The sequence below is a fragment of the Burkholderia sp. AW49-1 genome (assembly GCF_053427845.1).
In genome coordinates this window covers 1056769-1071413 of the sequence record NZ_JBSAXF010000001.1, presented here as the reverse complement: position 1 = coordinate 1071413, position 14645 = coordinate 1056769, and the positions used below count along the sequence as shown (strand labels likewise).

General features: G+C 63.7%; 13 protein-coding genes. 12 read left to right on the top strand and 1 reads right to left on the bottom strand.

What is annotated here, in order from left to right; translation table 11 throughout:
* Positions 1–116 precede the first annotated feature (116 nt).
* The gene (locus tag ACV22W_RS04680) at positions 117–830 is read right to left on the bottom strand and encodes a LuxR family transcriptional regulator (protein ID WP_448018073.1); all 714 of its coding nucleotides are present in this window, start codon (positions 828–830) and stop codon (positions 117–119) included.
* Between the two features lie 509 nt (positions 831–1339).
* On the opposite strand from ACV22W_RS04680, the gene ACV22W_RS04675 reads away from it, so the two are divergent.
* From ACV22W_RS04675 to ACV22W_RS04620, 12 genes are all read left to right on the top strand, one after another.
* Positions 1340–1723 carry a DUF4902 domain-containing protein gene (locus ACV22W_RS04675; RefSeq protein ID WP_448018072.1) on the top strand — a complete coding sequence of 128 codons (384 nt, stop codon included), beginning with the start codon at positions 1340–1342 and terminating at the stop codon, positions 1721–1723.
* Between the two features lie 395 nt (positions 1724–2118).
* Positions 2119–2772 (top strand): acyl-homoserine-lactone synthase, encoded by a 654-nt coding sequence (locus ACV22W_RS04670; protein ID WP_448018071.1) that lies wholly within the window; start codon positions 2119–2121, stop codon positions 2770–2772.
* Between the two features lie 162 nt (positions 2773–2934).
* Complete coding sequence (gene fabF, locus ACV22W_RS04665; RefSeq protein ID WP_448018070.1) at positions 2935–4227, top strand: beta-ketoacyl-ACP synthase II; 1293 nt, start codon at positions 2935–2937, stop codon at positions 4225–4227.
* 165 nt (positions 4228–4392) lie between these two features.
* The gene (locus ACV22W_RS04660) at positions 4393–5778 is read left to right on the top strand and encodes an NAD(P)/FAD-dependent oxidoreductase (protein WP_448018069.1); all 1386 of its coding nucleotides are present in this window, start codon (positions 4393–4395) and stop codon (positions 5776–5778) included.
* A gap of 108 nt (positions 5779–5886) precedes the next feature.
* Positions 5887–6969 (top strand): fatty acid desaturase family protein, encoded by a 1083-nt coding sequence (locus ACV22W_RS04655; protein WP_448018068.1) that lies wholly within the window; start codon positions 5887–5889, stop codon positions 6967–6969.
* Positions 6970–7049: 80 nt separating this feature from the next.
* Complete coding sequence (locus tag ACV22W_RS04650) at positions 7050–8054, top strand: aromatic ring-hydroxylating dioxygenase subunit alpha (protein ID WP_448018067.1); 1005 nt, start codon at positions 7050–7052, stop codon at positions 8052–8054.
* On the top strand, positions 8051–8956 hold the full coding sequence (locus ACV22W_RS04645; protein WP_448018066.1) for a hypothetical protein: 906 nt from the start codon (positions 8051–8053) through the stop codon (positions 8954–8956). The genes ACV22W_RS04650 and ACV22W_RS04645 overlap by 4 nt, the downstream gene beginning before the upstream one ends.
* Positions 8957–8960: 4 nt before the next feature.
* Positions 8961–10379, top strand: a complete 1419-nt coding sequence (locus ACV22W_RS04640) for an MFS transporter (protein ID WP_448018065.1) — start codon at positions 8961–8963, stop codon at positions 10377–10379.
* A 73-nt stretch (positions 10380–10452) separates the two neighbouring features.
* A complete protein-coding gene (locus ACV22W_RS04635; RefSeq protein ID WP_448018064.1) occupies positions 10453–12246 on the top strand; it encodes a fatty acyl-AMP ligase in 1794 nt (597 codons plus the stop codon).
* A 49-nt stretch (positions 12247–12295) separates the two neighbouring features.
* A complete protein-coding gene (locus ACV22W_RS04630) occupies positions 12296–13255 on the top strand; it encodes an acyl-CoA desaturase (protein WP_448018063.1) in 960 nt (319 codons plus the stop codon).
* A 24-nt stretch (positions 13256–13279) separates the two neighbouring features.
* Positions 13280–14263 carry an acyl-CoA desaturase gene (locus ACV22W_RS04625; RefSeq protein WP_448018062.1) on the top strand — a complete coding sequence of 328 codons (984 nt, stop codon included), beginning with the start codon at positions 13280–13282 and terminating at the stop codon, positions 14261–14263.
* 55 nt (positions 14264–14318) lie between these two features.
* Entirely contained in the window at positions 14319–14639 is a 321-nt protein-coding gene (locus ACV22W_RS04620; RefSeq protein ID WP_059532229.1) for an acyl carrier protein, read from the top strand.
* The last annotated feature ends 6 nt before the right edge of the window (positions 14640–14645 follow it).

Here is a 14645-nt window from a genome sequence, read left to right as displayed (position 1 = left end):
CGAGGCCGCCGGCCATTGAATCGGGCCCCCGGGGCTGCCGCTTTGAGGGCCCTACCGCCCAGCGGGCATGGCCCCGCGTTGCACCAGTCGGCGTACGGCCGATGAAGGGAATGGCGTCAGAACAGGAGTCCCAGAATTGCCGCCTTGACCGCGGCTTCAGTCTTGTTGGTGGCATTCAGCTTGCGCATCGCATTGACCAGGTGAAATTTCACGGTGCGCTCGTCGACATGCATGATCTTGCCGATCTCGACGTAGGTTTTCCCCGCAGCAGACCATTGCAGCGACTCACGCTCGCGAGCAGTCAGCTCGACGGCATATTCCGGCGCGCGCTGCGCGAGCAGATGCATGCTCATCGCACAGTTGGCCGTGTTCGCGAGCCATGACATCTTGTATCCCTTTTCCTCGAGTTCGCACTCGTCGATCGGTTCGCTGGACCGCACCATGGTCACGAGTCCAATCGCGCCGGTGCGGCTGACGGACGGCATGCACCAGCCGTGGCGCAAGCCGAAGTGCTCCGCCTCCTTCCAGAATTCGATGCTTTGAGTCTGGGTGTCGGCACGCCAGATCAATGGCATCAACTGGCTGAGCCCGTGCCGGACGGTCGGGTCGACGGCAAAGTAGTTTTCACTCACATAGCGCTCGACCCACGTCTGCGGATAATTGGACTGCAGCATGAACTGCGGATTGGTCACCGGGAACGGAATGCGCAGACCGAACGAACAGTACTCGAATCCAAGGGCGCGCACATCCGCCGACAACTCCAAAAATACGTCGGCCTCGGATTTTGCCGCGGCGTATCCATTCAGATACTTTTCTTTCCATGCATGCATATCGTTACCTTTGCGGTCAATCTTGCCCCAGGGAATCGTGTTGCCGGGGGCGTTGGCCGGTCCTTCAAAAGTCGTTCAGGGCTCGTCTCACGCTTCGACGTGTCGAACGGCAAAACATGACGTCGAATGCAAATCTTTATCGAATCCATTTCGAGATGGTGTCGGGACTTGCCGTCGACCGAATTGGGGGATGTTGCATGTGGGAATGTATATATTTAAATCACACTGAGTTTCATTTCCGAAAATCGCGAGTTCGAAAATCCTGGAATTGCTTCATGATCGACGCGTCATCAGGCATTTACCGCCCGCGGTGCGTGATCTTGATGATGCGATGGTATTCCCCGGACGGTCTGTAATAATTGTAATAAAAATGCGCGTGATCGCAGCGGATATTCACAGTCGCAACACGAGCGCTACGAGCGTTGAAACGCCTCCGGCCCGTTTCCGCTGCTAATCTTGCCGGACTAAGCCGCGCAAATTTTAACAGGTGCCACGATGAGAGAACGAACATGCCAAAAAAGCTGAATGACGGATACGTACGATTGACCTTGCCGGCGTTCTACGCGCTGCGTTTCCATCAGCATATGTGTCAGCAAACCCCGGATTTGTTACATGACCTGTGGGGTGAGGGGATCAGCGCAGTCAATGCCGGCTACTACGAGCTGGTCTGCACCGAGACGCAACCGGCCGCAAGCGTTGGGTGCGTATGGTATGTGGCGGCCGGGCGGTCCGAAGTGAAGGTCGGCACGGACGACGTCAGCAGCAATGTCATGCTGCTCGATACGCACGGCGATGATTACGGCGCGCGATACAGCCGAGCGTTGATCCAGAACTGGCTGTGCTCGGGAGCGCGTCAACGCGAACTTGAATCGGCCATTGTTGCCGATCACTGATTTCGTATTCAAGGCGCTTCATTATTTCTCGGCAGGTAAATAGCGCTTCGCCGTTAAAGCTTCGTGTCGCGCAGCCGCCGGTTGCCGACAATCGCCCTCGTCGGCTTCAGCGATGTTTCGATGGCGGCACGATTATTCCTGCCGTGACGAGGCACCCAGAGAGCCTTGCTTGGAGCCGTTCATGACAGGCGTGCTCGAGATGGTTCGTGCGAACGCCCCGCTCGCCGTTGCCAGTTAAATCCAGAATCCGCTTTCTCGCCGGCGTGTTTCAGTCCATTCGGCGCGGCGAGTCTCGTCCAAAGCGCCACACCCTGCCCATTCGGGCAGCTAGGTTGCCCCGTCAATTTCGGGTTCAATCGCGCTAACAATTCTGAGATGAGAGAGAGGGCTTTCAGATGTTGACTTTATTGTCGGGGCGAAGCGCTGATTTGAGTCGCGAGATGATGTATCGACTTGCGAAGTTTCGGCATAAGGTCTTCATACAGGAACTCGGATGGTCATTGCCGACCGACAACGGCATCGAATTTGACGATTTCGATCACGCAGACACGGTTTATGTCGTCGCTTGCGACCGCAACGGTGAAATCGTCGGGTGCGGTCGATTGCTGCCGACAGACGAACCGTATCTGCTCGGTAATGTTTTCTCGGATTTGATGGGCGACGCTTCTCTCCCCCGTGCGCGGGATGTTTGGGAGTTGTCCCGCTTCGCGATGAGCATGCCGCGCGGCCAGTCGTTGACTGCCGAAGAGTCGTGGCAAAACACGCGCGCGCTCATGTCCGAAATCGTCCGCGTTGCGCACGCACACGGCGCGAACCGTCTCATTGCATTTTCCGTGCTCGGCAACGAACGGCTTCTGAAGCGCATGGGGGTCAACGTGCATCGCGCCGCGCCGCCCCAAATGATCGAAGGTAAGCCGACTCTGCCGTTCTGGATCGAGATCGATGAACAGACGCGCTCCGCGCTGGACCTCGACGTGTCGGAGTACGGCGTACCGCTCGACATGCCGCGCGGCCTTCGCGCGTCGCATGTGTTCGAGCAAGCCGTGTAAGTGCGCGACGCGCATTGTGAATGTCTGCGGTCCGCCACGCGTCCGGCGCGCCCCGGCGCTTCCGGCGTGGCGCCTGCAAGCAGTGTTTCAAAAGGTGCGCATGAAGATGAACAGCTTTAATGATGTGGCTCGGCAAGTCCCGGTCCGCGAGAGGAATGTGAAATGACGCTTCGAGTGGTAGTAACCGGTATCGGCATTGTGTCTCCGCTGGGTTGCGGCAAGGAACTGGTATGGCAGCGCCTGATCGGCGGATCGTCGGGACTTCGCCGGCTCGGCGACGAAATCGTCGGCGACCTGGCCGCCAAGGTCGGCGGGACCGTGCCTGCGAAGGCCGACGATCCTGACGGCGGTTTCGATCCGGAAAGCTCGGTGCCGAACAAGGAGCTGAGGAAAATGGACCGCTTCATCCAGATGGCGATGGTTGCCGCGGATGAGGCGCTCGCGGAAGCGGGATGGGCGCCGCAAGAGGAACGTCAGCGCGAGCGGACGGCCACCGTCGTCGCGTCGGGCATCGGCGGCTTTCCGGGCCTGGCCGAGGCGGTGAGAATCGGCGAGACGCGCGGCGTGCGGCGCTTGTCGCCGTTCACCATTCCGTTCTTTCTGTCGAATCTGGCGGCTGGTCAGATTTCGATCAAGCATCAGTTTCGCGGGCCGCTCGGCTGTCCCGTGACGGCCTGCGCGGCGAGCGTGCAGGCAATCGGCGATGCACTGCGCCTGATCCGGAACGGCGAGGCCGACGTCGTGCTGGCCGGCGGCGCGGAAGCGGCATTCGACAAGGTGAGCCTGGGCGGATTCGCCGCGGCGCGCGCGCTGTCGACCGGCTTCGGCGATCAGTCGACTCGTGCGTCGCGGCCGTTCGACCGCGATCGGGACGGATTCGTCATGGGTGAGGGGGCCGCGATGCTGGTGGTCGAGTCTCTCGACCACGCCATCGCGCGCGGCGCTCGTCCGATCGCGGAGATCATCGGGTACGGAACCACGGCTGACGCCTACCACATGACCGCCGGGCCCGACGACGGATCTGGCGCCATGCGGGCGATGAAACTGGCCCTCGAGATGGGCGACATCGCCCCGGAGCGTGTCGACTACGTCAATGCGCATGCGACGTCGACGCCGGTCGGCGACTCCGGAGAAATCGAGGCGCTGAAGACGGTCTTCGGCGTGGGCGCCGGCCCGGCGATTTCGTCGACCAAGTCGGCGACCGGGCATTTGCTCGGGGCGGCCGGCGCGATCGAAGCGGCATTCTCCATTCTCGCGCTGCGGGATGGCGTGCTGCCCGGAACACTGAATCTCGAGCACCCCGACGAGGCTGCCGCCGGACTCGATCTGATCGGTCCTTCGGCCCGGCACGTTCCCGTCGACATTGCGCTGTCCAATGGTTTCGGGTTTGGTGGCGTGAATGCGTCGGTGCTGTTCAAGCGATATCCGCCGGATCGCGCTGCGGGCGCGCATTGAGCGACGCGCATCGGCTTCGCGGACGCGGCCGATTGCCCAAGTACGTCGTGTCGTCGGTATCCGGCGCTGCACCCTGGTTCGCCGCTTCTTCATCGACTCGATGGTGACGGCGAGGCCGCGTCACGCGCAGTTCCGGTTCCCATCGTTATCCGAAGGAAATTCTCCGTGTTAGACACCCTCATCGTTGGCGCTCGCTGCGCGGGCGCCACGCTCGCGATTCATCTGGCGCGCGCCGGCAAGCGCGTTCTGGCAATCGATGCGAACGATCTGCCGAGCGACCAGCCATTGTCCACGCACTGGATTTCGCCTTACGGGATGGCGCTCCTTGACGAACTCGCGCTTGGCGACAAGGTTCGCCGTTTCGCGCCGCCGGTGCCCAGCATGATGTATGGGGGCGACGACGTGCTCGGCTGCATCGAGTATCCCGTCGGCGGACGCTGTTCCTGTCCGCGTCGCATGGATCTCGATGCGCTGTTGCTGGAGGAGGCGCGAGCGTCGGGGGCTCAGGTCCGTACCCGGACCCGGCTGGTCGGTCTGTTGCGCGACGGCGAACGGGTGACGGGCGCCGTGGTGGAACATGAAGGGGGGCGTGAAGAGATCCGGGCGCGGGTCGTGGTGGGCGCGGACGGCCAGCATTCGACGATGGCGGAGCTCGTCGGCGCCGAGGAGTACCACGGTTACGACTGCCCTCGTGCAATGTATTGGGCGTACTGGCCGAGGCCGGACTGGTTCGACACCGATCCGCGCCATCGCGGCGGGGCGATGAACTGCACCTTCGGCGACCACGTCGTCTTCGTTTTTCCGACCAACCGGGACCTGCTGCTGATCGGCGTGGCGTTCCCGAAAACGGAGTTGCCGGAATGGAAGGGCCGTGCGCTCGAGAAGCTCACGGAGACGCTGAAGGGCAACCCTCACACCGCGCCGCTGGTGGCCGACGAGCCCGCCAGCAAGGTGCTCGGCGCATTGAAGCTGCGTTTTTTCTTCCGTCAGGCCGCAGGGCCCGGCTGGGCCCTGGTGGGCGATGCGGGCCTCTTCATGGATCCGTCCCCCGGATTCGGGATTACCGACGCACTTCGCGATGCGCGCGCGCTCGCCCAGGCAATCGTCGAGGGCGACGAGCATGCGCTGGAGTGCTACTGGCGCCAGCGCGACGCAACGTCGATCGACCTGTTCGAATACTCGCGAGCCCGTAGCGCACTCGGCCACAACAATCCGCTCAGCCGGATCCTTTACCGCAAGCTTGCGAACGATCCGGAACTGCAGGCCCGCTTGCTCGCTTCGCAGAATCGCCAGTGCTCGCCCTTTGCGGTATTCGACCCGAGCGATATCAAGAAGTGGGCGGACGAGGCAATGGCCGGCGGCGAAACGGGCGTGATCCAGCCGTTGATCGACATGTCCCGGCGAGGCGAGGCGATTCGCGCCGAGATGGCGCGGCGCGTGCATCTCGCAGAGGAGGCGCGCGCCCGGCGGTCCCGCGTGCGCGCGCCGGACGAGCTGGAATCGTTTGCCGCCGGCGTCGAGCGCGTCGCGCCAGTCGGGGAATCCATTTGAACGCGCGCAACAGCGGTGCGTGGTCGTTGCGGCCACGCGATTTCAAGCCACAGTGCGGCACGTTCGCCAATCGCCGGCCCTGTATCGCATCAATCGAGGAGAGAGGCCATGACCATCGCAGCCACGTTGGACAGTGACGTCGCATTGTCGCGGCTCAAGCTGCCACGGCACTTCCACCGGATCAGCGCCGTCGCCACGATCCTCTATCTGGCGCACGCGCTCGCGTTCTTCCTGATCCCGGCCGCAGTGGCGTTCGCCATCGTCGACGTCCCGATGTCGGCGCCCGTCCGAATTGCGTTGGCCATCGTCCTGGGTGTGATCGGCGGACATGGCATGCATTTGCTGACCTTCGTCGGACACGAGGGGATGCATACGAACCTGCATCGCAACAAGTACGTGAGTGCCGCGCTGGCACTCATCTGCTCGTCGCTGGTGCCGGGCTTCCTGATCGTCGGCTTCAGCATGACTCACTGGAAGCACCATCGCTTCACGGGTCAGGACATCGATCCGGATGTGCAGATCTATTCGCAGTACAGAACCTTCTGGTCGCGCTTCTTTCTCGCGCGTTCCAAGGGCGTGCGGATCTACACCAGGAACGCCGCGCGCATGGCGGCAGGTTTGCCGTGGCCGGAGAACACGCGGTTGCCGTTCAGCCAGCGCGAAATGCGCTGGATCTCGCGGATCAACATCGCGCTCAGCCTGTGCGCGATAACGGCCTACGGATTCATCTGGCACCGCTCGCTGTGGCTCGGTTTCACGGTCATGCTGATTCCGTATATCGGGGTGTACGTATTCAGCACCATCCGCGCGTACATCGAACACACGGATACCGTGCCGGGGCGATATCGCGACAGCCGAAGCTACACGTCGCCGATTTATACGGCGCTGTTCTTCGGCAGCAATTTCCACCTGGAACATCACCAGTATCCGGCCGTCCCGTGCTACCGGTTGCCCGCGCTTCACACGTACCTGGCGTCGCATGGGCTGTTCGAGGCGGAAGGTGCGCCGGTCGAGCCGTCCTTCCTGGGCGCGCTTCGTTACACGACCGGCCGCTTTCAGTATCCCTGCGTGAATTTGCAGTCCGCGCCGGACGAATTTCTCGAGCAGATGGCGGACGGCCGTCTCGATCGCGAAGCGGCCGGAGCCGACGCCCGGGACGACGACCGGATGGTCGCCGTCGCGCGCAGGTAGAGCCGATCCCGAACGCACACGGCGACTCGGGCTCGCGTCGGGTGTGCCATACCGCCGCCCATGTAGCAAAGTGAGGAATTATGTTTATCCAGAATGCGTGGTACGCAGCAGCACTTTCAGCGGAAGTCCAGAGGGAGCCTTTTGCCCGGACGATCCTGAATCAGAAGATCGTCATGTATCGCACGCAGGCGAATCAGATCGTCGCGCTCGAGGATCGGTGCCCGCACCGGCAGGTTCCGCTGTCGCGGGGGCGCGTGGTCGGCGACGAACTCCAGTGCTGGTATCACGGCCTCAGGTACGACTGCTCCGGCGCGTGCGTCAGCATTCCGAGCCAGAACGTGATCCCGAAGGGCGCACGCGTGCGGTCGTTTCCCGCCATCGAGAAATACGGCTTCATCTGGCTGTGGACCGGTGAGCCCGACAAGGCCGACGAGGCGGCGATCCCCAACCATTGGGTCTGTTCGGCACCCGAGCTTGCCGGGAAGATGAGCTATTGCACGATCGCGTGCAGCTACCTGTTCGGCATCGACAACATCCTCGACATCTCGCACGCCGCCTTCGTGCATGCGAAGACGCTCGGCTCGCTCGACATCGTCGAGACGCCGCCCGAAATCGTGATCAACGACGACGAAGTCCGCGTGCGCCGCTACCTGCGCCGCGAGAAGACGCCGCCGCTCTACACCCATATCCTGAAACTCGACTACATCGACCGCTTCCAGGAGGTGCTGTACTGGCCCATCGGCAACACGCGGGTCGAGACGAGGGCTCACGCCTGCGGCGATTCGAGCGGCCAGGTCTTCCATGTCTATACGACGACGATCTTCACGCCCGCCACGGATACCACGACGCATGTCTTCGTCGGCATGCATCGCGATTTCGACGTCGACAACGAGCGGTTCACCGAGTTCACCGCGAAGGAGGTGTACGCCACGGTGATGGAGGACAAGGATGTCGCGGAGAGCCTGCAGGCGAACTGGAGCCCCACGGCGCCGATGATCGACATCCAGCTCGATCGGCCGGCGTTCGCCGCGCGGCGGATATTGGAGCGAATGGGCGCGAACGCATCCATTCGAGCGGCCGTATGACGCACGCGAAGGAAGCAACGACGATGATCGAGAAGGAAGCGACGATGCGTCATCAAGGACAGTCCAGCCTCTATGTCGGCGAGTTGCTGCACGAACTCGGAATGTCGGCGCAGGACGAAGTCGTCTTGCTGCATCCCATGACGTTCGGAGAGATCGTCGGCCGCGACCGCGTCGAGCGTCTTGCGACGGCCGCCGCCGGCATCTTTTCCGAAGTCGAGCCGAAACACGCATGGAGCGGTGCGGACATCGGCGGGCACGAATGGCACGGCATCTTCCAGGGCCGCCGGATTCGCGGCGTGACGGTGGCGCGCCGGTCCGGTACGCGCATTCAGGTCGACATCTTCCTTGGCTCGTTTCCCGCGCCGGTTCGCCGGGCGCTGTATGACGCGAGCCGGGATCTCGTCGACGCAGACGCATGGGTGCTGCCCCCGGGCATCGATGCCGCGTTGCCGCCGATACCTGCCGACGAAGTGCTGGACGCCAAGTTGCCGTTCCCCATCATCGACGAGATGTTTCTGACCAGCCCGGTGGCGTGCAAGCCGATTCGCGGTCGTGACGACGTCGAGCGCGTTTGCGGCCATTCGATGGCGGTCTACGGCGGACGTGCGAGCGGGCCGCGTCTGTCGGAAAACGCGACGACGCTGAGCCTCTGGACAGGCGAGGTCGGCGGGTTGCCGCTGGAAGTGGCGAACGTCATCTACTGGGAAGACGAGCGCACGGTCAAGGGCATGGCAATGGCGATGCGTCCGTGGCCGGTCGTTGCGCTGTTTCAGGCGCGGATGCGGGCGCGAACGCTCCCGTTTCTCGACCCGTCGTATTTCGAATCCGAATCCGAATCCGAATCCGAATCCGAATCCGAATCGGGTGACGGCGTGACGTCCGTTCAGCTGCGCGAGGTATGAGTCCATGAACGGACCCAGCGTTTCCGCCGCGCAGGCGCAGCCAAGCTCGACTTCGCCGTGGCCGGTGTTCTGGATCGCCAGTGTTGCGGTGTTTCTCGTCTCGATCGACGTGACCGTGCTGTATGCGGCATTTCCCGCGTTGCGACGGGCGTTTCCCGACGCCGACTCCGCCGGCCTGTCGTGGGTTCTGAACGCGTACACGCTCGTCTTCGCCGCGTTGCTCGTGCCGGCGGGCCGCCTCGCCGACTTGCGCGGACGCAAGCGCACGTTCCTGCTTGGACTCGCCATGTTCCTGGGAGGGTCTTTCGGCTGCGGCATCGCCACGCATGTCGAGATGCTCTGGGCAATGCGCGCGGTGCAAGGAGCGGGGGCGGCGCTGTTGTTGCCTGCATCGCTGTCGATCCTGCTGGCGGCGTTTCCGGTCGGCAAGCGGTCCGTGGCCGTGAGCTTGTGGGGTGCGGTCAGCGGGGTGGCCGGGGCATTGGGTCCAAGCCTCGGCTCGTTCATGGTGGAGCGCTTCGGCTGGCCCTGGGCCTTCTTTCTCAACCTGCCGCTCGGCGCAATCGCACTATGGCAGGGACGGCGCATTCTCGACGAGTCGCGCGATCCCGAGCGCGGTGCACCGCTCGATCTGGTTGGCGTCGTGCTGCTGATCCTCGGCGTGGGTTCGATCGCGGTCGGGCTGGTGCGGTCCGAGGCGGTCGGCTGGACTTCGCCGGAAGTGGCATTCGCCGTCGCGGGCGGGATGGGCGTGCTGGCGGTATTCGTTGCATGGGCTCGCAGCGTACGGTCCCCGGCAATCGATCTCTCGCTGTTTCGCGATCGGACTTACTGTTGCATCAATCTCGCTTCGCTGTGCTTCGCGATCGGCTTTGCGATGATGTTTTTTCAGACGTTCCTGTTCACCACGGGAGTCTGGTCGTATTCGCTGACGCGTGCGGGACTGGCCGGCAGCCCCGGGCCGCTGCTGGTCGTTCCCACGGCGATCGTGTGCGGGCGGTTCGCGGCGCGCGCGGGGCACCGGGTTCTGCTGGTGACGGGCAGCCTGATCTCCACGGCAGCGAGCATATGGTTCGCGCTGGTGCCCGGGGTCAATCCGGATTATGTGCACGCGTGGCTGCCGGGCGCGCTGCTCACCGGGCTCGGGGTCGGCATGGTCATGCCTTCGCTGTCTGCGGCGGCCGTCGCGCATTTGCCGCCGGCGCGATTCGGTGTCGGTTCGGCCGTCAATCAGGCGATACGCCAAATGGGATCCGTGTTCGGCGTGGCGCTGACGGTCGCCATCACCGGCAATGCGATAGCGCGCCTCGCCGAATTCCGCACGCTCTGCTATCTGCAGATTGCGCTCGGCCTCGCTACCGCGATCCTGTGTGCGCCGGTGGATATGCGACCGCGAGCGCTCGCATCCGCGGTGGCACGCTGAGGGGCGCGGATCGTCGGGCAAGGGTTCGCGTACAAAGCTTTCACAAAAACAACATCGATTATCCGAGGGCCTCATGATGACCGGTAGTATTTTCCCCTCCGCTGCGACAGCGGAGCGCTCGTCCCTGCTCGACATTCTTCGGGAGCGTGCCGAGCACACGCCGGAGCGGATCGCATTTCATTTTCTTCGCGACGGCGAGGACGATGTCGTGAGCTGGTCGTACGGGCAGTTCGCCGCCGCTGCCGTCCATGTGCGGGACATGGTTCTGCAGCACCCGCTGCACGAGCGGCGCGTATTGCTTCTGCTCGAACCCGGTCTGGGTTACGTCGCGGCGCTGTTCGGCATCCTGCTGGCGGGTGCCACCGCGGTACCCTCGTTTCCGCCGGCCGGCGCACGCGCGGCAGCCCGCTTCGCATCGATTTGTCGCGACGCTCACCCGGACGTGGTCATCGCCGGCAAGCTTCATCGCTCACTGCAGCCACAGCTCGACGAGCTCTACGGCGGTCAGCGTGCCGCGCCTGCGTTGCTGACGCTCGACGAAAGTGCGTTCCACGAAATCGAAGCATCGGCATATGGCGTTGGGGGCTCGCTGGAGTGGCGTGTCGACCTGGACCGGCCTGCACTGCTTCAGTACACATCCGGATCGACGGGCGAGCCCAAGGGTGTAGTCGTCACGCACCAGAATCTCGTCAGCAATTGCGCGGTGATCGCCGAACGGATCGGCCCGGATCGCGACCGTGTCGGGGGCACGTGGCTGCCGCCGTATCACGACATGGGACTGATGGGCGCGCTGCTGCTCGCGGTGTACAGCGGCTTTCCGCTCGTGATCCTTTCGCCGCAGCATTTCGTCCAACGGCCGTATCGCTGGCTCAAGGCAATCAGCGACTACCGCGTGACCATCAGCGTCGCACCGAATTTCGCCTTCGACCTGTGCGTCGACAACATCAGCGACGAAGAGGCGGACACGCTCGATCTCGGCTCGCTGCAGCACGTGTTCTGCGGCGCGGAGCCGGTGAGCCACGCGACGCTCGAGCGTTTTTTCGCGCGCTTCGGCCGGTATGGCTTCGAGCGCCGCGCCGTGGTGCCGTGCTACGGGATGGCCGAGGCGACGCTCTATGTATCCGGCAAGGTGGGGCGCTCGCCGATCACCCTGATCGATGTCGACAAGGATGCACTTGCTCGCGGCCGGTGCGAGCCGCACGCGCCGGAATCCGACGGACGCGGGCGCACTACGCTGGTCGGGTGCGGACCCGTGGCAGTCGGGCATCGGCTGCTGATCGTCGATCCTGAGACGAAGCGCGTACAGCCGGACCGGACCATCGGCGAAATCTGGTTCAGTGGCCCGAACGTCGCCGCGGGCTATCTGAACCGCGGCGACAGCGCCGACGTTTTCGCGGCCACGCCCAGTGACGGAGATGGCGAGGGCGAATCCATGCGCTACCTCCGCACGGGCGATCTCGGCTTTCTGAACGACGGCGAGCTGTTCGTGACCGGGCGGATCAAGGACATCGTGATTGTCGCCGGGCGCAATCTCTATCCGAACGACATCGAGGGATCGGTGCAATCGGCGCACGACGCGATTCGCACGAACGGCGTGGTGGCGTTTTCGATCGATGGCGGTCCTGTGGAGTCGCTTGTCGTCGTTGCGGAACTCAAGCGCTCGCACCGGCTGAATACCGAGCAAATGCGCGAGGTGCGTGCGGCGATCACGTTGGCGGTCACGCGAGATCACGGGGTTTCACCGGCGGTGGTGCACCTGGGACCGACCGGCTCGATTCCGCTTACGACCAGCGGCAAGGTGCGCCGGCAAGCGTGCAAGCAAGCGTTCCAGCAAGGTCGCTTGAGCGTGCTCGAGGCACGCACGTAAGCCGTCCGCCAACACTTCATTCTCACATTCCATTTCTTCGGAGCCAGTCATGGCTGAAGCGGATTCCCTGGCTTCGCGAACACCGGCAGCCGCCGTTGTCGCGGAAGCCGACACCGACGTGCGCGCACGCCGGCTTGCTTATCTGACCGTGGGCATTCCCGCGCTCGGTTTCGCGCTGGCGATCGCCTACACGTGGATATACGGCATGCGCGCAACAGACTTCGTGCTGCTGGCGGTGATGTATTTCTCGACCGCGATCGGCGTCGAAACCGGCATGCATCGATATTTTTCGCACCGCTCGTTCAAGGGGCGACCGATCGTCACCGTGATGCTCGGCGTACTCGGCAGCATGGCCGCCCAGGGGCCGATCCTGTTCTGGGCCGCCACGCACCGGATGCATCACGCGTTTACCGACCAGGACGGCGATCCGCATTCGCCGCGCCCGCGCGCGAACCGGCACGGCAAGCCGAGCCGGCTCGCGGGTCTCTGGCACGGTCACGTGGGCTGGCTGTTCACCGTGCGACGCGAGAACTGGAGTGCATATGCCGCTGATCTGCTGCGCGACCGCCTGATCGTCAATCTCAATCTTCGATACGCGTGGTGGGTGATGCTGGGCCTCGCGATCCCCACGCTCGCGGGTGCGTTGCTCGCGCCCGCCGGGCAGGCCTTGTTCGGGGCCGTCGGCGGCTTCCTGTGGGGTGGTCTCGCGCGGATCTTCCTGCTCGATCAGTCGACGTGGGCCGTCAATTCCCTGTGCCACACCATCGGCACCCGTCCGCACGCGACGCGCGACCACAGTCGCAATCTGGGCCTGCTCGCGATCGTTTCGGTGGGTGGCGCATGGCACAACAACCATCACGCGCAGCCGGCGTTCGCCAACAACGATCACGCGTTCTGGCAACTCGATCCCTCCGCCTGGATCATCCGCCTGCTCGACGCGCTGGGGCTCGTCACGGAGGTGCGTTACGCCCCGAAGCGCCGCGCGGCGGCCCCTTCAACTTCGCCGTAATCCTGTTAGCGTTTGGAGAATCCTATGAATTCGTCGATTCAGGTTGCACCCGGCGTGACTGCCGCCGGCGGGCTGTCGGCCGCCGACGGCCAGATCCCCGGTGTTTCGCCGCTGAAGGGCAGTGGTGCGCGCGTCAAGCGCTACACCGCCCTGGCCGTGATGCTGGTGCCGCTCGCCGGCTTTGCGCTGGCGGCACGTCAACTCGTGCTGGGAGACTTCGCCGTCACCGATCTGGTGCTGTTCGGGGTGTTCTATTTTCTGCACATGGGCGGGATCACGATGGGCTTCCATCGGTACCTCGCGCACAAGACGTTCCGGACTTCGAAGTGGTTCGAGGGGCTGCTGCTGATCTGCGGGTCGATGGCCGCCCAAGGCCCGATCATGTTCTGGGTGACGACGCATCGCCGTCATCATCTGTACAGCGACCAGCAAGGCGATCCGCATTCGCCGAACCTGGTCGGACAGGGGCTGTTCGCCAAGCTGCGCGGCCTCTGGTATGCGCACATGCCGTGGATGCTGGCCGCGGACGTATCGGGCTGGACGTTCTTCGCCCCCGATGTGTTGCGCGATCGCCGGCTGTTTTTCTATCACCGTACTTACGTCTGGTGGATCGTGCTCGGTCTCGCACTGCCGGCCGGGATCGGCGGTGCCATTGCCGGTTCCTGGCACGGCGCATGGAACGGCCTGCTGTTCGGCGGTTTCGCGCGGATTTTCCTGGCCAACCAGGCTGCCTGGTGCGTCGGTTCGGTGTGCCACATGTTCGGTGGACGGCCGTTCAAGACAGACGATAACAGCGCAAACAACTGGACGGTCGCCGTGTTCACGTTCGGCGAAGGACTGCAGAACAACCACCACGCGTTTCCCGCGTCATATCGCCACTCGGTGAAGTGGTACGAGCCGGATCTCAGCGCGTGGGTGTTGTGGACACTCGGCAAGCTGGGCGTCGTGTGGGACCTGCGCCAACCCGGGCCGGCCGCAATCCGCAAGCTCGCCAAGCATCCGTATTGAAGAAGGTTGCCGTCGTCATTTCGTTCATTTCCCTCGTATAGAAGGACTTTTCATCATGTCTCAAGCTGGAATTCTGGGTGGTCTGTTCGGCCGCAAGAAGGCGGTGGCCGCCGATATCGGCCCCCTCACCGAAGCATCGATTCGTAGCTGGCTGATCGACCGGCTCGCCAGGCAGCTGAAGGTGGACCGGGCTGCCATCGACCCCGCGAAGCGCTTCGACGAATACGGCCTCGATTCGATTGTCGCGGTACAGGTGTCGGGCGATCTGGAGAAGGTCGTCGAGCAGCGGCTGTCACCGGCGCTGCTGTTCGAACACAACAGCATCGACGAACTGGCGCGCCACCTGTCGACCGAGCTCGGCTTGCAGGCTGCATGAGCGGGA

Coding starts and splice junctions, on each gene's coding strand:
- ACV22W_RS04680 (WP_448018073.1), bottom strand. CDS start 830: ATGCATGCATGGAAAGAAAAGTATCTGAATGGATACGCCGCGGCAAAA.
- ACV22W_RS04675 (WP_448018072.1), top strand. CDS start 1,340: ATGCCAAAAAAGCTGAATGACGGATACGTACGATTGACCTTGCCGGCG.
- ACV22W_RS04670 (WP_448018071.1), top strand. CDS start 2,119: ATGTTGACTTTATTGTCGGGGCGAAGCGCTGATTTGAGTCGCGAGATG.
- fabF (WP_448018070.1), top strand. CDS start 2,935: ATGACGCTTCGAGTGGTAGTAACCGGTATCGGCATTGTGTCTCCGCTG.
- ACV22W_RS04655 (WP_448018068.1), top strand. CDS start 5,887: ATGACCATCGCAGCCACGTTGGACAGTGACGTCGCATTGTCGCGGCTC.
- ACV22W_RS04650 (WP_448018067.1), top strand. CDS start 7,050: ATGTTTATCCAGAATGCGTGGTACGCAGCAGCACTTTCAGCGGAAGTC.
- ACV22W_RS04645 (WP_448018066.1), top strand. CDS start 8,051: ATGACGCACGCGAAGGAAGCAACGACGATGATCGAGAAGGAAGCGACG.
- ACV22W_RS04640 (WP_448018065.1), top strand. CDS start 8,961: ATGAACGGACCCAGCGTTTCCGCCGCGCAGGCGCAGCCAAGCTCGACT.
- ACV22W_RS04635 (WP_448018064.1), top strand. CDS start 10,453: ATGATGACCGGTAGTATTTTCCCCTCCGCTGCGACAGCGGAGCGCTCG.
- ACV22W_RS04630 (WP_448018063.1), top strand. CDS start 12,296: ATGGCTGAAGCGGATTCCCTGGCTTCGCGAACACCGGCAGCCGCCGTT.
- ACV22W_RS04625 (WP_448018062.1), top strand. CDS start 13,280: ATGAATTCGTCGATTCAGGTTGCACCCGGCGTGACTGCCGCCGGCGGG.
- ACV22W_RS04620 (WP_059532229.1), top strand. CDS start 14,319: ATGTCTCAAGCTGGAATTCTGGGTGGTCTGTTCGGCCGCAAGAAGGCG.